Origin of the sequence: Rhodococcus sp. MEB064 (genome assembly GCF_000834565.1) — a bacterium.
Classification (GTDB): Bacteria; Actinomycetota; Actinomycetes; order Mycobacteriales; family Mycobacteriaceae; genus Rhodococcoides.
Genome location: NZ_JXQS01000008.1, coordinates 136185 through 156432 on the forward strand (window position 1 = coordinate 136185; position 20248 = coordinate 156432).

20 protein-coding genes are annotated in these 20248 nt (G+C 68.1%); 6 read left to right on the forward strand and 14 right to left on the reverse strand.

Annotated features, from left to right (window positions below; genetic code table 11):
* Nucleotides 1-63 precede the first annotated feature (63 nt).
* Entirely contained in the window at nucleotides 64-360 is a 297-nt protein-coding gene (locus RU01_RS22740) for a hypothetical protein (RefSeq protein WP_156148784.1), read from the reverse strand.
* Between the two features lie 95 nt (nucleotides 361-455).
* Between RU01_RS22740 and RU01_RS03905 the strand changes: the two genes are divergently transcribed.
* From RU01_RS03905 to RU01_RS03915, 3 genes are all read left to right on the forward strand, one after another.
* A complete protein-coding gene (locus tag RU01_RS03905; protein ID WP_042573186.1) occupies nucleotides 456-1097 on the forward strand; it encodes a pyridoxamine 5'-phosphate oxidase family protein in 642 nt (213 codons plus the stop codon).
* Nucleotides 1098-1214: 117 nt separating this feature from the next.
* On the forward strand, nucleotides 1215-1811 hold the full coding sequence (locus RU01_RS03910; protein ID WP_042573187.1) for a nucleotidyltransferase family protein: 597 nt from the start codon (nucleotides 1215-1217) through the stop codon (nucleotides 1809-1811).
* Nucleotides 1792-2304 carry a class I SAM-dependent methyltransferase gene (locus RU01_RS03915; protein WP_197074679.1) on the forward strand — a complete coding sequence of 171 codons (513 nt, stop codon included), beginning with the start codon at nucleotides 1792-1794 and terminating at the stop codon, nucleotides 2302-2304. Before RU01_RS03910 ends, RU01_RS03915 begins: the two co-directional genes overlap by 20 nt.
* Here the strand turns inward: RU01_RS03915 and RU01_RS03920 are convergent.
* From RU01_RS03920 to RU01_RS03980, 13 genes are all read right to left on the reverse strand, one after another.
* Complete coding sequence (locus RU01_RS03920) at nucleotides 2298-3002, reverse strand: haloacid dehalogenase type II (RefSeq protein ID WP_042573188.1); 705 nt, start codon at nucleotides 3000-3002, stop codon at nucleotides 2298-2300. The genes RU01_RS03915 and RU01_RS03920 overlap by 7 nt on opposite strands.
* A complete protein-coding gene (locus RU01_RS03925) occupies nucleotides 2999-3415 on the reverse strand; it encodes a DUF1707 SHOCT-like domain-containing protein (RefSeq protein ID WP_042573189.1) in 417 nt (138 codons plus the stop codon). Before RU01_RS03925 ends, RU01_RS03920 begins: the two co-directional genes overlap by 4 nt.
* 36 nt (nucleotides 3416-3451) lie before the next feature.
* A complete protein-coding gene (locus RU01_RS03930) occupies nucleotides 3452-5248 on the reverse strand; it encodes an acetyl/propionyl/methylcrotonyl-CoA carboxylase subunit alpha (RefSeq protein WP_042573190.1) in 1797 nt (598 codons plus the stop codon).
* A 77-nt stretch (nucleotides 5249-5325) separates the two neighbouring features.
* Nucleotides 5326-6807: a condensation domain-containing protein gene (locus RU01_RS03935; protein ID WP_231568590.1), complete on the reverse strand. Its 1482-nt coding sequence runs from the start codon at nucleotides 6805-6807 to the stop codon at nucleotides 5326-5328.
* Nucleotides 6808-6892: 85 nt separating this feature from the next.
* Entirely contained in the window at nucleotides 6893-7312 is a 420-nt protein-coding gene (locus RU01_RS03940; protein WP_042573192.1) for a SufE family protein, read from the reverse strand.
* Entirely contained in the window at nucleotides 7309-8199 is an 891-nt protein-coding gene (locus RU01_RS03945; protein WP_042573193.1) for a sulfurtransferase, read from the reverse strand. The genes RU01_RS03940 and RU01_RS03945 overlap by 4 nt, the downstream gene beginning before the upstream one ends.
* Nucleotides 8200-8279: 80 nt before the next feature.
* On the reverse strand, nucleotides 8280-8933 hold the full coding sequence (locus RU01_RS03950) for a Maf family protein (protein WP_042573194.1): 654 nt from the start codon (nucleotides 8931-8933) through the stop codon (nucleotides 8280-8282).
* Nucleotides 8934-8938: 5 nt separating this feature from the next.
* The gene (locus RU01_RS03955) at nucleotides 8939-9193 is read right to left on the reverse strand and encodes an acyl-CoA carboxylase subunit epsilon (protein WP_052493113.1); all 255 of its coding nucleotides are present in this window, start codon (nucleotides 9191-9193) and stop codon (nucleotides 8939-8941) included.
* A gap of 55 nt (nucleotides 9194-9248) precedes the next feature.
* A complete protein-coding gene (locus tag RU01_RS03960; protein ID WP_156148786.1) occupies nucleotides 9249-10586 on the reverse strand; it encodes a condensation domain-containing protein in 1338 nt (445 codons plus the stop codon).
* Complete coding sequence (locus tag RU01_RS03965) at nucleotides 10583-12025, reverse strand: condensation domain-containing protein (RefSeq protein WP_042573197.1); 1443 nt, start codon at nucleotides 12023-12025, stop codon at nucleotides 10583-10585. Before RU01_RS03965 ends, RU01_RS03960 begins: the two co-directional genes overlap by 4 nt.
* Nucleotides 12022-13479, reverse strand: a complete 1458-nt coding sequence (locus RU01_RS03970; protein ID WP_042573198.1) for a condensation domain-containing protein — start codon at nucleotides 13477-13479, stop codon at nucleotides 12022-12024. Before RU01_RS03970 ends, RU01_RS03965 begins: the two co-directional genes overlap by 4 nt.
* A 39-nt stretch (nucleotides 13480-13518) precedes the next feature.
* Nucleotides 13519-14442: a glycosyltransferase gene (locus RU01_RS03975; RefSeq protein ID WP_082042868.1), complete on the reverse strand. Its 924-nt coding sequence runs from the start codon at nucleotides 14440-14442 to the stop codon at nucleotides 13519-13521.
* A 1-nt stretch (nucleotide 14443) separates the two neighbouring features.
* On the reverse strand, nucleotides 14444-15733 hold the full coding sequence (locus RU01_RS03980) for a glycosyltransferase (RefSeq protein ID WP_042573199.1): 1290 nt from the start codon (nucleotides 15731-15733) through the stop codon (nucleotides 14444-14446).
* Between the two features lie 451 nt (nucleotides 15734-16184).
* Here RU01_RS03980 and RU01_RS03985 point away from each other — a divergent pair, with 451 nt between their 5' ends.
* From RU01_RS03985 to RU01_RS03995, 3 genes are read left to right on the forward strand one after another with little or no spacing between them, the layout of a single operon-like run.
* Nucleotides 16185-17504: a glycosyltransferase gene (locus tag RU01_RS03985; RefSeq protein WP_042573200.1), complete on the forward strand. Its 1320-nt coding sequence runs from the start codon at nucleotides 16185-16187 to the stop codon at nucleotides 17502-17504.
* Nucleotides 17501-18868: a hypothetical protein gene (locus RU01_RS03990; RefSeq protein ID WP_042573201.1), complete on the forward strand. Its 1368-nt coding sequence runs from the start codon at nucleotides 17501-17503 to the stop codon at nucleotides 18866-18868. Before RU01_RS03985 ends, RU01_RS03990 begins: the two co-directional genes overlap by 4 nt.
* Nucleotides 18855-20240 (forward strand): hypothetical protein, encoded by a 1386-nt coding sequence (locus tag RU01_RS03995; protein WP_042573202.1) that lies wholly within the window; start codon nucleotides 18855-18857, stop codon nucleotides 20238-20240. The genes RU01_RS03990 and RU01_RS03995 overlap by 14 nt, the downstream gene beginning before the upstream one ends.
* Nucleotides 20241-20248 lie beyond the last annotated feature (8 nt).

The window sequence follows — 20248 nt, forward strand, 5'->3', positions numbered from 1 at the left end:
CGCTGGTCGTTGGGTGATCCGCCAACGGGTGGTGAAGGGACGCGCAGTCTCCCTGGCCGAAACTCAGAATGCCACGCCCACCCCAACTCCACCTCCACCGCCGCGGTAAACAAGAAAATGGTGAACTTGTACGAGTACGGGTACCCGAGTCTTCTTACCGAATCCGCCGCCGAGTTGCGCCTCTCCTTCCAGTACGAAGACGACCCATTTCATTCCGAAGTGCATCTTTCGGCCGCCAGGTGTTTCGAGTGACATGAATTCTGGGTTCGCATCAAGGAGCTTCACCGGTTCGAACTTCTCCGGTTTCTCGAAATTGACGCCTATTTCCTGACCCACGAATTGCTGAATTATCTGATGCATCGAAGTTCCTGTTCTGAGCGCGGATGTGAGGGTTGCGGGCGATGATGCCACGCCCCGAAGGTCACGAGCCGAGATCGATGGCAGAGTGACGGGCGATGAGCAACCACTACCACCATCTGGTCTTCGGAGCCTCGACGCTCGCACGGCAGCGTGAGAAGGGCAGTTACACGGCCTATGGTGCGCAGACGGAACGCGGCGACGACGGACCCGACGAACTCGACGGCCGCGAGAAGGTGATCATCCGCGCGGCGGACCAGTTCTACCTGTCGACGGTCACCGAGACCGGATGGCCCTACGTCCAGTACCGCAGCGGGCCGGCCGGGTTCCTGCAGGTGCTCGACGACCACACACTCGCGTTCGCCGACTTCGCCGGGAACAACCAGTTTGTGACGGCCGGCAATCTCGATGCGAACGATCGTGTGGCGCTGATCGTCGTGGACTACCCGCGCCGCCAGCGCGTGAAGATCTACGGGCGCGCGACGGTGGTCGAGGGGAGTGCGGACCCGGCGTTGCTCGAGCGACTCCGGCAGGTACCCGGCGGCACCGTCGAATCGCGGTGCGAACGCAGCGTCGTGATCTCCGTCGAAGCGATCGACTGGAACTGCACCCGCAGCATCATCCCGCGCTACGACCAGGACTACGTGAGCAGGATGGGGGCGCTCTACGAGCGTGACGCCGCGGCGCGGGAGAAGGTGCTGCTCGAGCGCATCGCCGAGCTCGAGGCGCGGCTGGAGTAGATGGCGCCCGGGAGATGGGGTTTTTGCTCCTCTCGGCGGCGACAGCAGCGGGATCCCGTCGACAATCAGCGCGACAGGAGCAGAAACTCCACCGTCCGGGGTGCCATAGTGGCAGGTATGACCTCGATCGGTGTGGTGCTCGCGGCGGGTGCGGGCACCCGCTACGGCGAACCGAAGATCCTGGCGCACGAGGGGCTGTGGCTCAGGCTCGCCGTCCGTGCACTGCGGGAGGGTGGCTGCGACGAGGTGCTGGTCGTCGTGGGTGCGGCGGCACCCGAGATGCCTGCCGGCGCGCAGTGCGTGGTGAACGACGAGTGGCGTACCGGCATGGGCAGCTCGGTCCGGGTGGGCCTGCAGGCATGTGCGACGACCGACGCCGACAAGGCCGTACTGCACCTGGTGGACACCCCCGACATCGGCGGCGACGTGGTCGGGCGCGTCATCGAGGCATCGCTCTCCACGGGTCTGGCGCGAGCGACGTTCGACGGCCGGCCGGGACACCCCGTCGTGCTTGCGCGGCACTGGTGGCCGCAGGCGGCCGGTGCCGCGGACGGAGACCGGGGAGCGCGGTCATTCCTGGCCGACAATCCCGACGTCGTCCTCGTCGACTGCAGCGATCTGGCGACCGGCCGCGACCACGACCACCGCAGCGACGGTTACGAAATGCCCGGGGTGGGCACACGAACCCATGCCGATGAGTTCGACAGAGGGTAAGAGCTGGATCCGTGACCGAGTGACCGCGCTGGGGGCCGACAGCCCGGTGACCGTGCTCGACATCGGGCCGGGGGTGGGAACGTACGCCAAACTGCTTGCCGGGCCCGCGGTCTCGCACATCACGGGCGTCGAGATCTGGCAGCCGTACGTCGACACGTACCGACTGCACGACTATTACGACGAGATCGTCATCGGTGATGCACGCAAGGTCGACCTACCGGCTGCGGACGTGGTGATCATCGGTGACGTCGCCGAGCACATGACCGAGGCGGACGCTCTCGCGCTGTGGGAGAAGTGTTCTGCTGCTGCGCGCCGCGCGGTGTACCTCTCCATTCCGATCGTCCATTACCCCCAGCACGAGATCGAGGGCAACCCGCACGAGATCCATGTCGACGAGGACTGGAATCACGAGCGCGTGCTGTCCACCTTCGCCGGGCTCGGTGACTGGGAAACGGGTTCCGAAGTGGGCGTGTACGAGCGGATCATTCACTGACGCAGCAGGACTCCGAGTTCGAGTAGATCGTCGACGACGTAGTTCCAGTCGTCGGTCGGCTCGGACGACGACTGTTCCGGGCCGTGTTCACGAGGTCGCCTGACGAAGGCGGTCCGCAGTCCGCACCCACGCGCGGCGGCGAGGTCGTCGTTGTGTGTGGCGACCATCAGACACTGGTCCGGTGCCAGGTCGAGGACCGCCGCCGTGCGGAGGTAGGACTCGGGCGTCGGTTTATATGCCCGCACCACCTCGGCCCCGAGGATCGCGTCCCACGGCAGGCCGGCATTCTTCGCCATGTCGAGCAGCAGCGAGATGTTGCCGTTCGACAGCGGTGCCACGATGACGGATTCGCGGATCGCCGAGATGCCGGCCACCGAGTCGGGCCATGGCGGAAGCCTGTGCCACGCACGGTTGAGGTCCTCGGCCGCATCGGTGGGCAACGCGCACTCGAGCAGGAGTTCCAGCAGACTTTCCCGATGGAGGACGTCGAGTGCGGTGAACTCGCGCCGACCCTCCCTGATCGGCTGCATCGACGGCTGATACTTCGCCCGCCACCTGTCCGCGAACTTTCCGGTATCGATGTCGGTCCGGTCCGGCGCATGGTTGTCGAGCCAGGTTCGGGTGGACGATGCGATGCCGCCGCGCCAGTCGACGACCGTTCCGAAGACGTCGAAGAGTGCCGCTCGAATCGCCGTCACGAGTCGTCCTTGCGGCCCGCATACAGGATCGCACCGGCGGCGGGGACGGCCAGGAACCACAGCCATGACCCGGTGACGAAGAAGAGCACGAGCGCTGCGAGCGGCATGATGCCCATCGCCACGGCTCGATAGTCCCGTCCACCGCTCACCGCGGGTACGTGTCCCGACGACGCGATCACCGGGCTCGAGTCGGGTGACGTCGGCTGGTCGGAGTGCAGCATCGCGGATCCACCCGGAAGGTCGCGGAACAGGGGCACGAGTTCCCCGCGCGTCACTGCTGCCGATACGGCAGCCGATCGTTCGTCGAACTCCGAGGTGCCCAACCGTCCCGCAGCGAAATGCTCGCTCAGCAACGAGAAAGCCCGCTCCCGTTCGGCGGTTCCGATTCTCACGTCAGGACTGTCGTCAGCCATGAGAGGAGCCTAACGGGGGCGGGCTGTCTCGGTGGATCACTTCAGTTCTGCGAGGACCGTTCCCTGGGTGATGGCGGAGCCGGGCTCGACGGACAGGCCGGTGACGACGCCGTCCTTGTGGGCGGTGACGGGGTTCTCCATCTTCATCGCTTCGAGGACGGCGATGAGGTCTCCGGCGACGACTTCCTGGCCTTCGGTGACGGCGACCTTGACGACGGTGCCCTGCATGGGTGCGGTGACGGCGTCACCGGACGCAGCTGCGCCGCCGGCGCCGCCGCGGGTGCGCGGCTTGGGCTTGCGGCGGATCGCGCCACCGTTGCCGGCACCACCACCGCCGCCGAGGGAGAACTGGCCGGGCAGGGAGACCTCGACACGGCGGCCACCGACCTCGACGACCACGTTCTGTCGGGGTCCGTTCTCGTCGTCCTCGATGGGGGCGCCGGCGGTGAACGGTTCGACGGTGTTGTCCCACTCGGTCTCGATCCACCGGGTGTGGACGTCGAAGGACTGACCGTCGCCGATGAAGGCGGGGTCGGAGACGACGGCGCGGTGGAACGGGATGACGGTGGCGAGTCCCTCCACCTTGAACTCGGCGAGGGCGCGACGCGAGCGGGCGAGGGCTTCCTCGCGGGTGGCGCCGGTGACGATGAGCTTGGCGAGCATGGAGTCGAACTGGCCGCCGATGACGGAGCCGGACTCGACACCGGAGTCGACGCGCACGCCGGGGCCCTCGGGGGCGATGAAGGTGGTGACCGGTCCGGGAGCGGGGAGGAAGCCGCGGCCGGCGTCTTCGCCGTTGATGCGGAACTCGAAGGAGTGTCCGCGCGGGGTGGGGTCCTCGGTGATGGAGAGTTCGTCGCCGTTGGCGATGCGGAACTGCTGCAGGACGAGGTCGATGCCGGAGGTTTCCTCGGTGACGGGGTGTTCGACCTGCAGGCGGGTGTTGACTTCGAGGAAGGAGACGAGTCCGTCCTGGCCGACGAGGTATTCGACGGTGCCGGCGCCGTAGTAGCCGGCTTCCTTACAGATGGCCTTGGCGGAGGCGTGGATCTCGGCGCGCTGGTCGTCGGTGAGGAACGGTGCGGGGGCTTCCTCGACGAGCTTCTGGAAGCGGCGCTGCAGGGAGCAGTCGCGGGTGCCGGCGACGACGACGTTGCCGTGCTGGTCGGCGATGACCTGCGCTTCGACGTGGCGGGGCTTGTCGAGGTAGCGCTCGACGAAGCATTCGCCGCGGCCGAAGGCGGAGACCGCTTCGCGGGTGGCGGAGTCGAAGAGCTCGGGGATTTCCTCGCGGGTGCGGGCGACCTTCATGCCGCGTCCGCCGCCGCCGAAGGCGGCCTTGATGGCGATGGGGAGGCCGTGCTCGTCGGCGAAGGCGAGGATCTCGTCGGCGTCCTTGACGGGCTCGGACGTGCCGGGCACGGAGGGGGCCTTCGCGCGGGTGGCGATGTGGCGGGCGGTGACCTTGTCGCCGAGGTCGCGGATGGACTGCGGGGACGGTCCGATCCAGATCAGGCCGGCGTCGAGGACGGCCTGGGCGAAGTCGGCGTTCTCGGAGAGGAAGCCGTAGCCGGGGTGGATGGCGTCGGCGCCGGACTTGGCGGCGGCGTCGATGATCTTGTCGATCGCGAGGTAGGACTCGGCGGAGGTCTGACCGCCGAGGGCGAAGGCTTCGTCGGCGAGGCGGACGAAGGGTGCGTCGGCGTCGGGTTCTGCGTAGACGGCGACGGAGGTGTAGCCGGCGTCGGCCGCAGCTCGGATCACGCGAACCGCTATCTCGCCCCGATTGGCGACGAGAACTTTACTGATGCGGGCAGTGGCGTGGCTGGGCACGAAGCCTCCTGTGAGGGTCGGATAGGCCGTCGCGAGGTATCGCTCCGGCGGGCATACGCGGGTTCTCGCCCACGAGATTAGATGGACATCCTTGTTTCGGAGTCTAGGTGGGGTGTTTCCGGCGCGTGCACCAGGTATGTCCCCGTGCTCGCGACCGCGGTCAGCACGGCCCTCAGCTCGCCGACGAACCGGTGCACCGCGGCGGCAGCGACCTCGGTGCCGGCGAACCGTGAGGAGATGTTGACGCCCTGCGGCGTGCGATGGATCCACAGGTAGACGTCGTGGTCGTACTTCTTGCTGCGGAGAGCTCGCGCGTTGATGTCGGGCCACGTGCGGGCGTCCGGAGCGAAGCGGACGTCCATGAACGACACGACGAACCGCGGCAGCACGTCGACGCCGGTGGCATCGGCGATCAGATCGAACGGCACCTTCGATACCGGTTTGGTACGGGCCAGTTCCGATCCGGCGCGCACGACCAGGTCGCCGAACGATTCACCGTCGGCGACGTCGAACGCGAGCGGAGCGACCCCGACGAACCATCCGAGGGATGCGGCCCACGACGGGTCGTGCCGGGTGTGCATCGGGGTGACGGTCCGGAAGCGGGGTGCCCCCGACACGGCGTAGGACGCCGCGCCCATCGCCGCCATCAAGCCGGCGAGGAACCCGGGCCCCGTCTTACGGCATGCGACGGTGAACGACTCGGCTTCCTCCGGCGTCATGATCCAGGCGGACAGCCCGTTCTGCGGGACCCGGACCTCGGGAGCGGGGCCGATGTCCAGAGGGAACGACGGGAACTGCCCGCCGTTCTCGGCGAGGAATCGAGACCACTCCACAGCGGCGTCGTGTGTGTGATCGACGCCGCTGCACAGGGTGCGTTCGAGTTCACCGAAATCGAGGTAGCTGCCGGTGGGGAACAGACCGGCGTGGACGCCGGTCGTCTCCTCCTCGTACAGCCGGGTCAACTCGTGCGCGATGAGCACGATGGAGAGACCGTCGATGATCGAGTGGTCGGCCGCGAAGAACACCGTGACGTGGTCGGGAACGTCGTCGGTCGAACGGGGCTCGAGGGTCACGAACGCGTACGACGGCCACACCAGCGGCGAGGTGTACTCGTCGAACAGATGCTGGAGATGTTCGTACACCTCGTCGGCGCGCGTGCACTCGTCCTGCTGGATCACCCATATGTCGGTGGCACCCACGGGGGCCGTGACCCGCGACAGAACCCCGCTGTCCGGATCGATCGTGGCATTGGAGCGCATGCCCTCGTGGCGGTCGATCCACGCCAGGACAGCCCGCCGGAACGCCGCCTTGTCCAGGGTGCCGGGGATGTCGAACGCCGTTCCGAGCCACGACTCGCGGCCGGCGGACGGATCGGCGATGGTCCGCCGCAGGTGGGCTTCGTGAACGAACGACGTGGGCCGGTCGTCCTCGAGCCACCCGGCGTCCTCGGGGGTGGAGGCATGCGGTCCGACGCTGGGAATCCACTCGGTGATGGTGCCTGCCGGGATCGGGTAGTCGACCAGCTCGGTGAACTCCACTTTCGGGACTGCCCCTCCCACACCCGGCGCGCGACCCCTGACGGACTGCGCTCTCGGTACCTCAGTCTACCGCCGAGACCGAGATTGTCAGTACATATCGACGCTCTCAGCCGCGAAGATGCTTCTTGACCCGACTCAACATCGCCGACATTCCGCGCAGCCGTAGAGGACTCACCGTGTCGGCGAGCCCCAACTCGGTGTAGAAGTCGTCCGGTACCCCGAGGATGTCGTCCGCCGGCAGGCCGTCGAGCCCCTGCGCGAGGATCGACGCGAACCCGCGGGTGGTCGGTGCCTCCGGCGGAGCGCTGAAGAACAGCCGCACCGCCGAACGGTCGGACGAGTCGACGGACAGGAACAGCGGCGACTGGCACTCCGGCACCGGCTCCATCGCCGCCTGCTCGAGTCCGGCAGGAAGCGCGGGGAGTTCGTTGCTGAACTCGAGCAGCAGAGTGATCTTGTCCTGACCCTCGACGGCCCCGAAGTCCTCGACGATCTCCGCGAGGGGAGCGGGAAGAGCGCCGGTCACTGCAGTACCCCGGTCTCCTCGCCGCGGGCGATGGGTGTGCGGACCGCGTTGCCCCACTCCGTCCACGAACCGTCGTAGTTGCGGACGTTCGAGTATCCGAGGAGGTGCGTGAGTACGAACCAGGTGTGGCTCGAGCGCTCGCCGATGCGGCAGTAGGCGATGACCTCGGCGTCGGACGACACGTCGGCGTACACCTCGTCGAGCTGGTCGCGGGACTTGAAGCGTCCGTCGGGAGCTGCGGCCTTCGCCCACGGGATGCTCACTGCGGACGGGATGTGACCGCCGCGCAAGGCGCCCTCGTCCGGGTAGTCGGGCATGTGGGTGCGCTCGCCCGTGTACTCGGCGGGGGACCGGACGTCGACCAGCGGTCCCGATCCGAGGTGGGCGAGGACGTCGTCCTTGAACGCGCGGATCGCAGCGTCGTCGCGCTCGACGACGGGGTAGCTGCCGGAGACGGATGTCTCGGGGACGTCGAGCGTGGTGTCCCGGTTCTCCGCCAGCCAGGCGTCGCGACCTCCGTCGAGCAACCGCACGTCCTCGTGGCCGAACAGGGTGAAGACCCAGAGGGCGTAGGCGGCCCACCAGTTGCTCTTGTCGCCGTAGATGACGACGGTGTCCTCGCGGGAAATTCCCTTGCGGTTCATCAGATCGGCGAACGCTGCGCCGTCGACGTAGTCGCGAGTGACCGGGTCGTTGAGGTCGAGGTGCCAGTCGATCTTGACGGCGCCGGGGATGTGGCCGACGTCGTAGAGCAGGACGTCCTCGTCGGATTCGACGACCTTGAGCCCCGGTGTGCCGATGTTGGCGGACAGCCACTGCGTCGTGACGAGCCGCTCGGGGTGCGCGAACGACGCGAAGGCGGGGTGGGGATCTGGCGCGACGGGCACGTGCGACTCCTGAGATTGTCAGCGATGGTCGGCCGAGGCCGGGTGTCGCTTCCGATCCTAGGTCGCGCGCCGGTCGGGTGTCAGTCGCCCGATGCCCGCGTCGCGGCCCAGAGCTCGGCCACGGACACGCCGACCTCCGCGAGCAGCCTGCGGACCAGGGGCAGGCCGATGCCGATCACGGACGACGGATCGCCCTCGATGCCGTCGACGAACCACCCGCCGAGGCCGTCGAGTGTGAACGCCCCCGCGACCGTCATCGGTTCACCGGAGTGCAGGTATGCCTCGAGGTCCGCCGGATCCGGAGTCGAGAAGTGCACGACGGTGGAGCAGTGCGCCGAGCTTCGGGCCGTGACCACGCCGTCGTCGACACGCAGGACGCAGTGGCCTGTCAGCAGGCTTCCGCTGTTCCCCGCCATCACCGCCCAGCGTTGTCGGGCGACCTCGATGTCGTGGGGTTTGCCGACCAGCTCGCCGCCGATGGCCAGCATCGAATCGCAGCCGACGATCACGACGGTGCCGACGGCGAGATCGCTGTCCAGGGAGTCGGCGATCACAGCGGCCTTGGCAGCAGCGAGCTCGGTGACGACGACGGAGTCCGGGGAGGAATCGGGAAGCGCGGCGGCGACTGCATCCTCGTCGACATCGGAGACACGCACGACGGGGTCCATGCCGGCAGCACGCAGCACGGCCAGCCGTGCGGGGGATCGGGAGGCCAGAACGAGACGAACGGCCATCGGGGTCAGCGGACTCCGGAACCGAAGGCGTACGGCGAGAAGGCCGTGTCCGGCCGGTGCATCGTCTCCGGCCGACCCCAGTGGTCCCGGACGGGAACCTCGGCGGGCCCGCTGTCCGCGGCTGCGGCGGACAGGACGGCGACCAAAGCCGCGAGATCCTCGTCGGTGGGGTTGCCGCGTTCGACGCGCAGGAACGGCGCAGCGACCGCATCGTCCGTGACGGGCCGGTCGTTCTCGGGCCGATCGTCCGCTTCACTCACCGATGTTCTCCTCGCGTCGTCCGGATTCGGGATCTGTCCGTGTCCGGTGCCGACTTTATGTCACTGCCAGCGCGGGCAGGCTCGCGGTGCACGCCGCGATGTGCTCGCGGACGACGCGCAGAAAGCTCTCGACGGTTCTGCAGGCCGTCGGGTTGTCGGGGAACCGCGATCGCAGAGCGATCCCCTCCACGGTCCGAGAGATCCAGAACTGGGCGTCGTCGGCGACCGTCACGTTCGAGATGTGATGGGCATCCACCGCGCGCATCTCCTCGTGGCCGGGTAGCCGTCGGTAGTCCACGTACGAGACCATGAAGACGTTCTTGCGAGGCCGGTTCAGGCCACCGGCGGCTTCGACGACGCGGGGGATCGGCACAGCGCCCAGGTCGACCGCGCGGCGTAGGTCGGGTCCGGTCCGACGGATGGTGGCAAGCATGTCGTTCTCGACGACGACGTCGAGAGGTGCGTTGGTGACGAACCACCCGACGGCGGACCGCCACGCGTCGATCGTGCGGGTGTGCAACGGGAAGAGCAGTGGCAGTGTCGAACCGCCGCCCAGATCGCGCACTGCGTGCGCCATCGCGGAGAGCACCCCGGCGTACAGGCTCGCGCCCTCGTCCCGGCAGCAGGCTTCGAACGAGGCGGCCTCGTCCGTCGACATCAGCGTGTCCACGCGGATGGCGCAGCGGTCGGTCCTTCCCGGCGGCACGCCGAGATCCAGCGGGAACTGAGGTGGGGCGCCGCCGCGGGCGCGGAGGAAGTCCACCCAGGACACCACCCGCGGATCATCGAGGCGGACCGCGGCAGAGGTGGATTCGAGCAGGCAGTAGTCGACGAAGCTTCCGGGATCCGCGTCGTCCACGGTGTCCCCGAGATACACACGACGGATCTCGTCGATGACGACGGCAAGGGAGTACGCGTCGACGTGGGCGTGGTCGAACGCGGCGACGACGGTCGACGTGTCGGACCTGTCGATCGCGGCGAACGTGAACGCGGGGGCCGAGAACGGTTCGCACGCTTCTCTCGACGCGCTCCGCAGGACCTCGCGCGCTCGGGTCGACGTGGTGACGGCGACGTCCGTCCCGCGCAGCAGTCCCAGGGCGTCCCGGCCGTGCACGACGCGGGACATACCGTCGGGAGTACGCACGAATCCGGTTCGCAGCGACTCGTGACGGCTGATCAGGGCGGCGAGCGCGCGTTCGAGGGCGGCGACGTCGACGGGGCCGAACACGTCGAAAGCCGCTGCGAGCCAGGTGCTTCCGTCCTCGGTGTCGGCGAGGTGGGCACTCTGATTGAAGGACGGTGGAACGTCCGAGGGACGCGGCGGCTCGGCGGCGTGCACGGTCCACTGCATGACCGTGCCCGGTCGAGGCGACCAGTCGTCGATGCCGATCACCCGCACTGGACGGACTCCCGTGTCTCGCCGAGGACGTACGCGCCGTCACGGGCGATCGTGCGCAGAACTGTCCGCAGATGGTGGTGGTAGCGCGAGACCTGCTCCTGCGCGAACGGAGTCGCGGGGGTCTGCGAGCCGAGGTAGAAGTGACGCTCGTCTCGGTTGAACCACATCGAGGCGTTCGAGGTGCGGCCTTCTCCGGTGAAGAGGATCGCGGAGCGGTCGGCCTCCGACCCGTGGCTGGGGAACCATCGGAAGTCGATGTAGGACAACAGGTGCGGACTCGATGCCACGCCGGCTCCTCCTGCTCCCGATTCCACGAGGAGCTGCAGCACACGTCCGATCGGTGCTGCAGCCGTGGCTTTGGTACGACGGTACGCCTCCACTGCCCGCCCGATCACGGCGTCGAAATCGGGTGCCCCCACCACCGGGAACGTCACGGGTGCGAAGTTGCAGAACCATCCCTGCGACAGGGCGAAGTCGCCGAGGTGCCGAGTTCCCAGCACGGTGATACCGGCGTAGACGTCGCGTCCCGCGAGTTCGTGGTCGGTGATGGCCACGGCTGCGAAGAGTCCGGTGACGAACTTGCCACCCGCGGCGCGGCAGACGTCCTCGAATGCTGCGGCTTCCTCGGCGTCGAGCAGGTCCATCTCGATCGGCTCGACAGGTGCGGTCTCGCCCGGCGCCAAGCCCAGGTCGAGAGGGAACGACGGCATCGACCCGCCGTGCGAGGTGACGACATCGGTCCACTCCGCCATCTCCGGGGAGTCCGGGCCGATACCGCGTGCGATGTCGTTCTCGATGCCGACGTAGTCGACGAAGCTCCCCGTCCATGCTGAGAGGTCGGTGGCCGGTGTGCCGGTGATCTCCGCACGGTAGAGGTCCGCGAGTTCCGAGAGGACGATGACCTGGGACGCGCCGTCGGAGAACGCGTGATCGGCGCCGTAGTACAAGGTGAAACTGCCGGCGCGGGACACAGCGCCGAAGGCCACCGCGGGCCAGCTCAGGGGAGTGGCGTCCCGGGACAACCGGGCGCGCACGTAGTCGAGGAACTCCTCCTGCTCGGCGAAACTACCCGCGGTCCGAGCCTCCAGCCGGACGGCGTCGAGCGGAACCCGGCGCCGGACGACGGACCCGTCCGACACGTCGAAGCTGGTCCGGAGGGCGTCGTGCCGCACCAGGAAGGCCTCGAAAGCGCGTGTCAGGGCGTCGATGTCGAGGTCGCCGGCGATCTCCGTGGCCGAACCGAGGTACGCGGTGTGGACGGCGCCGCGATCCGCAGCGCTCTTCACCCCGCGGACATGGTTCTCCTGCAGGAACGACGGGGGCACCGGGTCCGCGGCGGCTGCCTCCACGAGCGGGACGACGTCCGGATGCGGATGCCATTCGATCAGGGTGCCCGGTTGCGGTGCCCAGTTGCGCAAGGCGGTGATGATCATGCGCGCACGCTCTCGACGACGGTCTGCGGCGCTGTCCGCTCCAGCGGTCCGGCTCCGACGACGTCGTGAAGCACTGCCTGCAGCCGGGAGACGAACGCATGTACCCGGTCGACGGCGATCTCGTGTCCGGGAAAACGCGCCGAGACGTTCAGCCCTCGCGGTGTTCGCAGGATCCAGAGGTACACCTCGTCGCGTGAGGCGGTGGCGCTGCGCAGGGTGCGGGTGTTCCACAACGGCCACGACTCGGCATCGGGGGTGTGGCGCAGATCCAGGTAGGACACCACGAACTGCGGCACCGAATCGATGCCCAGCAGTCGAGCTACCTTCGAGTACGGCTGTCGGGCATAGCCTTTCACCGCATCCAGACCGGCGACGGCCCTGTGCAGCGCATCGGTGAAATCGGACTGCGGGTCGATGTGGACGTCGACAGGGACCACACCGACGTACCACCCGATCGACTCTGCGAAGCGCGGCTCGAAACGAGTGTGCATCGGCATGGCGAAACGCAGGCGTCGGGTGCCCGTCAGATCGCGCGTCGCGAGAGTCATGGCTGCCACGAGCGCTGCGGTCATCGATGCGCCGTCGGATCGGCTGCGCCGAGCCAGGTCGTCGGTGAGATCCGCCGACAGTATGTCCGTCGACAGACTGCTCTGGCGTGCAGCGCAGGGTCGGTCGGTCGAGACATCGAGCGGGAAGCGCGGAAACCCGGTCTCGCCGAGGAAGGACGACCACGTCTGCACGACCTCGTGGTCGACGGTGAGGCCGTCGCCCGTCCGACGGTCCAGCACACTGAAGTCGACATGGCTCGCGGTCTCGGCCAGTCGTGGATCCCGACCGTGCACCTCGAATTCGTAGAGTCGTCGTAGCTCGCTGACCGCCAGCAGCATCGAGTAGGCATCCATGACCGAGTGGTCGGCACCGAAGACGAGCAGGAACTTCTCGCCCGGCTCGTCGGTGACGAGGATGTCGTCGACCGTTGCGACGAGGCAGTGGGGCCAGCGGAAGGGCGAGAGAGTGCGCCCGAAGAAGGACACCACGTGGTCGTGGACATCGGAGCCCGAGCGCCGTCGTCCGACGACTCGCGGCACCACATCGACGGCGTCCGCCGCGACGGTCGAGCGGCTCAGCCGGACCGACCCGTCGGACTCGGTACCGTCCGCGGACACGGTCGAGCGGAAGGTTTCGTGTCGCGAGGTCCACGTCGTCAGCGCACGTCGCAGCAGGACGGGGTCGTAGCGCTCGTGGATCTCGAACACCGCACCGATCCACGACGCGCCGACGTCCTCCGACGTGCCGGTGGCCGCTTTGGCCAGGCTGTGTCGGCAATGCTCCTCGTGCGTATAGGCGAGCGGGCGGTGGTCCTCGCTCCAGCGATCGGCCGACGTGACGGCCGGGATCCATTCGGTGACCACTCCACGCGGAAGCGGGTAGTCGGCGAGTTCGGTGAACTTCATGGTCGTCTCACATCCGTTCGGGTCGAGATGACGCTCGCGTCAGGGCATCGCGCGATCGACGCGCGGCCGCAGGACGCCGGCCGGCGAGAAGGTTCCGGTGTCCTTGTCGTAGGCGCGGATCATGATCAGGCGACAGGCATGCAGAACGGACACGGCCGGGACGTAGAGAGTCAGCGCACCCAGCGCCAGCGAATATCGGCGGTGCAGGAGCAGGGTTCTGGGCAGACAGGCCATGTAGCGGACGAAGGACCGCATTCCCGATTCCATGCGTCGCGGCGACACACCGACAGTGATCGACGGCAGGAAGGCATTGCGCCCTCCTGTCTCCTGGACGCACAGCCCCATGTCGACATCCTCGAAGACGTCGCGTCGCAGGGACACGCCGTCGCGAATCGCCTTCCACGTCTCCTGACGCAGAATCATGTTGGAGCCGTAGAGGACCGGTACGTCCCGTACCTCGGGCGTCGACGGTGTGCGTCGCGCCAACGGGGACAGTCGACTCTTCAGCCGTGCTGCGGCGTCGCCGTAGGGCAGGTCGTACGCCTCGCCGCGACCACAGGCTGCGGCCCAGGCGCCGTCGATGTCGTCCTCGAAGAAGGCCAGAACGGTGGCCGCCCAGTCCGGGGGAACCCGGGTGTCCGCGTCGATGCGGGCGACGATGTCCCCGGACGCGGCGTCGAGCCCGGCGTTGCGCGCGAACACCAGTCCTTGCTGCGTCTCCGTCATGTAGCGGATCTCGGGGTGATCGGCTGCACGACGCTTGACGATGTCTCCGGTGTCGTCCGTCGAATTGTTGTCGACGACGATGATCTCGGTGATGCAGTCCAGTTGCTCGCACAGCAGGTCGAGGCACAGGCCGATGCAGTCGGCCTCGTCGAACGCCGGTACGACCACGGAGAGAGACCGGCTGAACATGGGCACGGCGTCGCCGTCGCCCGGGGAGGAGTAGGTGGCCCTCGGCATGTCAGGTCACTCGCAATCGTGGTGTGTGGGCGGTGGCATGGTCGACCAGATCGGCGCACCGGTCCACCGCGTCGGCCGCGGGGACCAACCTCGTGGCCAGAGTCGTTGCGGTGTCGCGTGTCCGAGGGTCGAGAACAACGGTCAGCGCTGCATCGAGTCGGGTGTCGGTGATGGCCGACGCGGGGACGGCGGCACCCACACCGGCCGCGACGACACGCCGTCCCCACATCGGCTGGTCCGCGCCTACGTGGCACACCAGCGTGGGTCGGCCCGCACGGAGCCCGGCTGCGGTCGACCCGGCTCCACCGTGATGAACGACGGCCTCGCACAGGGGAAACAGGGCCGTGTGGTCGACGCTTCCGATGGTCACGACGTCCGCCGACTCGCGCGAGCCGATGTCGGCCCAGCCTCCGGCGATCACGACACGGCGTCCTGCGCGGCGCACCGCCGAGACGATCGTGTCCACGGTGGCGGGGCCGCCGGGTACGGACATACTGCCGAAGCCGACGTACACGGGTGCGGGTCCCGACCGCAGCCAGGCTCGGAGATCTTCGGGCAGGGGCTCCCTACCGTCGTCCATCGCACGCCGGGTGGCCTCGTCGGGCCCGAGAAATCCTGTGAGCGGACGACGAGATCCCCACTCGCTGTCGAGGCCGGGGAACAGTTCGGCGTCGTAGGCCTGTATTTCGGTCACACCCGAACGTGCCAGTCCGACAGCGATGCTGGTCGACATCGGAGCGAGCCCGAGTTCGCGTCGAAGTCGGTTGTCGGCGCGTCGAGACGCCAGTCGCAGGATGCGGTCCAGCGCCGTCCAGCCGGCACGGTGCATCCACGGAGGACTCCACCGGGGGAGGGGGAGGATCGAGACGCTGCCGTTACGACGCACCGGGCAGAAATGCACCGGTACGTACGGGACGCCGCGGAGATCGGCCACGTCGAGCGCACTTTCCTGCCCGACGCTTCCGCCGATGATCGCCGCGGAATCCTCTGTGTACGTGAGCAGTTGCCGACGGGCGAGACGACCTCCGCCGACGGTCATCTCCGTGATCGCGGCGAGTCGACGGATCGGGTTGCGCGAGTTCATGTCCCGCTCGACCACAGGCGACGCGAGGAGTTGCGCGGTGTCCACTCCGCAGGGCCGGGCGTCGAGCCCCGAGCGTGACGCGAACTCGACCATGTTGGGCGGTACGGCGAGAACCACGTCGTGGCCTCGTCTTTCGAGTTCCACACCCAGTGCGATACCGGGCTGGACGTCTCCTCTGCTTCCGTGGAAGGCCAATGTCAACTTCATCTCTCGCGCCCCCCTCCGCATCTCGGCGACACATCATGACCTTCGCGAACTGTCTGGGGACGACCATTGCAGAGATGTGGGGACCTCGCCAATCGTGACGTCGCACCCCACAGTTGCAGGCGAGGGTGACGAGTGTCTCCTTCTCCGAGTTGCGGATGCGTCGGTGAGGACATGGCACGGACGTACGGCACCGTGACCTCGCGGTTCACGCAATACGGCTGTCGGACATACCAATAGGGATGTCGCGACACTTGTGACGCAGGATCGGAGCAGCCGTGCGATCCTGTGGTCGGTACGAAAACCGGTCGGTTACCCAGACTCGCCCACATGGGCTACGAATGGAATCGAACAAGCGCGCCGTGGAGTGCGCCAACCATTGTCGACGTGTTCATCTGCCGGTCATGTCCGCCGAGAACGCCGTGACGAGATCGATGATCGAGGGGGTCGCGCAGTGCAGATCGTGATGGCCGTCAGCGGCACCAGGGGCGATGTCCAGCCCGCCGTGGTGCTCGGGGCGGAACTCGCCCTGCGCGGTCACGCAGTGGTGATGGCCGTCCCTCCCAACCTCGTCTCCTTCGCACGCGGAGCAGGTCTCGAGACAGTCCCGTTCGGGTACGACACCCGTGAACACATGAACTCGGACCTGGTCCGTCACGGCGTCTCGCAGGGGTCCGTGGCCGACCGCGCACGGGCGGTCGCCCGATTGTGGAACTTCGGGTGGGATCAGATGGTGCGGGAGCTGACCGACGTGATGGACTCCGTTCGGCCCGACGTCCTGCTGACCGGTATCACTACCGAGCAGATCGCGTTGCCGCTCGCGCAGCGGTTCGGCGCCGGGCTGGTCGCGGTGCATCACGCACCGGTGCGGTCGAACTCGCGGTACTCGCCGATTCCCGGTGCGGAATCCCTGCCGCGCGTCGTGACACCCCTCGCGTGGTCCGTCGTCGACACAGCGCTGTGGGCGGCAACGTGCCATCGGGAGAACGTGCTGCGCCGCGGACTCGGCCTCGGAACCGTGTCGACACCTCTGCCGCGTCGGATGGCGGAGTACGGGGCGATAGAGATCCAGGCCTACGACCCCGCCTTCTGCCCGGACCTGCAGCGTGACTGGGCGCAGACGAGGCCCTTCGCAGGATTCCTGGACATGCCGTCCGCGCTCCGTGCGACCGCCGACCCCGGCACCGTGACGGCGGAACTCGAGACCTGGCTCGCTGCCGGTCCGCCGCCCGTATACGTGGGGTTCGGGTCGATGCCCGTGAAAGATCCCGCAGCGATGGTCGCGGCCGTCCGACAGGCATGCGATCGCTCGGGAGTCCGGGCGCTCGTCAGCGTCGGATGGAACGACGCGGGCGGCTTCTCCGACGACGCGGGCTGGACGGACGACGGGGGACACCTGCTGGTCGGCGGCTCGCTGGACCACGAGGCGGTGTTCCCACGGTGCCGAGCGGTAATCCATCACGGCGGCGCCGGGAGTACGGCCGCCGGCATCCGCGCCGGCAAGCCCACCGTCGTGTGCTCGGTGGCCTCGGATCAACCGTTCTGGGGGCGTCGCATCGTCGAACAGTCGTGCGGCGCCACTCTTCCCGCGTCGTCCGTCACGGCCGACACGATGGATCGTGCTCTGCGCGTAGCTCTCTCGCCGGACGCACAGGAAGCAGCACGCGCCCTGTCGGACGCCATGATCCCGCCGGAGGTCGCCGCGGCGCGCGCTGCGGACCTCGTGGAGTCGGCCACCCGCCGTACCGAGGCGCAGTCCGGAGCCTCGACATGACCAGACTCCAGGACCAGGACTTCACCTACTGGTTCCTGTCCGAGGCGTTCGGGTGGGACGTCGTGCTCCAACTCGTGTGGACGTGGCCGCAGGGGTTGCCGGAAGACGATATTCACGCTGTCGTCTCCGTGTTGTCCGACGGCCCACTCCATCGGAGGATCGTCCGGTCACGGGTACCACTGGCCAGGCCGAGGTGGGAACGCTCGCCCGTCACTCCCGCTGCACGGGTCGACGACGAGCCGATCGATGACGACGCCGTCGAGGCGTGGGCACGTCGGGAACTCGAGACGGTGGACCTCGATGCCGAGGAGGGACGGTGCTGGGCAGTCCGGTCGGTGCGCACTCGATCCGGCGGCACGGCCCTGTCACTGACCTGTCTGCATCTGGTGGCGGACGGTCGATCCATGACGGCGGCGGCAGTGTCGGCGGGCGTGTCGATCACCGGACGCGAGAGCTCGTCGCCGCAGGCCCGCCGGTTGCCGCTCGTGGTCGACGACGTCGTCGACGCCGTGGGCCAGATCGTCGGTGCGGCCGGGGGTGTCGGCCGCGCGGTGGTCGCCGCACTGCGCCCCGGTGGGAGCCGTCCCACCGACGACTGTCTCACCGACGACCGTCTCACCGAAGATACTGCGACACCGCCGATCACGCGCACACCCGCGCACGTCAGGGCGCCTCGCGCAGAACCCGCCTGGGCCACCGTCACGGTCGACCTGGACTCGTGGGATGCGGCAGCGCACCGGCACGGTGGAACTCGGAACTCGTTGTTCGTGGCGGTCGTCGCAGGCGCGCTCTACTCCACCGGCTACGCCGACGACGGGCTGCCGGTGAAAGTCGGCATACCCATGAGCCTGCGCCGAGACACCGGCGACGATCGCGCGAACGCGACCGGCGGTGTGTCGATCGTGTTGACCGAGCGGCCTGTCGCGGGCGGAGACCTCACGCACATCCGAGGACTGTGCCGCGACGCGTTCGCCGCGTTGTCCGCCGGTCGTCGACCCGCCATGATCCACCTGCAGCCGCTGCTGCAGATCTTGCCGCTGTCGGTGGTCACCGCACTGGTGATGTCGGGGGAGAACGGCATGCCGGATGTAGTCGCATCCAACCTCGGACGTGCCGACGGACTCCTCGACATCGGCTCGGTGCCGGCGTCGAAGGTCGCGTTCCGGGGCACGGCCCAACACGTCGATCCGGACGGGACCCGGCGCTTCGGAGAAGGAGTTCAGTCGTGGTACCTGGAATCGGACGGCCGGGCCACCTTCGCGGTGGCGGGATTCGACGAATCGCGTGTCGGCTCGGCTCGGGCCCTCACAGTCGCGTTGTCCGGAGAGCTGACGGATTGGGGTGTGCAGCATGAGTTCTGGTGATTTCGTCGCGGATCGGGTCGCCGGCGCCGACGAGTCCTACGCGCTGGCGGAGCGGCTGTTCGGGTGGACCGCCCCGATCCAGTACATGTGGATCTTCCCCGCGGACCCCGGAGCCGACGTCGTGGCGACGCTCGTCGATGCGCTCGCGGCGGGGTCGTTCGATCGGAAGGTGAAGGCTGCGTCCGTTCCGCTCGCTCACGACCGCTGGGTACGAGCCCGCCGGCCCGCTCCGTTGCGCATCGAACCGGGCACCATCGACGACGCCGCTGTGGGCGACTGGATGGATGAGCGCCTCCGGGCGGTCGATCTCGATCCGAGAGCCGGCCGAGGGTTCACCGTCGAGTGCGCGCACACGACGTCGGGTCGCTTCGTGATGGCCCTGCTGGTGTCGCACATGATCGCCGATGGCCAGGCGGTGTACGCGGCACTCGACGCGGCGAGGACTGGTCGCGCGCGGTCCTTGCTTCCCGACGCGGAGGACGTATCGGGATGGAGAGGGGTGCGCGACGACGTGCGTGACGTCGGTGCCCAGGTTCCTGCCGTGCTCACCTCGCTCGCGGTCATCGGGCGAGCCGCTGTACGCGCGGGTGCGTCGGCACTTCGACAGTCGCTGCTCGACCGATCCGCCGCGACCGAGGTCACTGTTCCGACGTCCTCGCCGACGACCGAGCCGACCGTCTGCCCACGTGATTCCGAGACGACGCTGGCAGTGGTCGACCTCGACCGCGCGCAGTGGGCCCGACGAGCAGCCGACCTCGGCGGAACGCCCAACAGTCTCTTCACCGCGATCCTCGGTGGTCTCCTGCGGTCGACCGGCTACCCGATGGGGCCGGAGGGCACGCGCATCTGCATCGCGGTGAGCAACAGAACCGACGGAGACGAGCGAGCCAACGCGTCGGGCGGCGTGTGGATCCGAGTCCCCGGTCCCATCGGACCCGAGAGGGGTCTCGGCGAGATCCGGGCGTCGAGCAAAGCGGCGTTCGCCGCCAACGCTGCTGCGGACGATTCCGTTCAGCGACACCTGCAGCCGGTGGCCCGACTACTGCCGGACCGCGTGCTGGGGACGATGATGACATCCGTCCCGGGTCCGGACACGACGGTGAGCAACCTGGGCTCGGCTCCGCAGAGCGCACTGGAACTCGGCGACCAGGTCGCCGAATCCTTCGCCATCCGCGCGATCATGCAGGGTCGAGACGCCGCCGAGCGTCGACAGCAGGGACCCGCCATTGCGGCATGGGCCGTGGAATACGGCGACAAGGTCACCGTCACCGTGTTCGGCATCCACCCGGACTACGCGGGCGATACCGACACGGTCCGCGCACTGGTATCCGCCGAGCTCACCCGATGGTCGCTGGACCACTCGTTCTGGTGAGCGTCGGC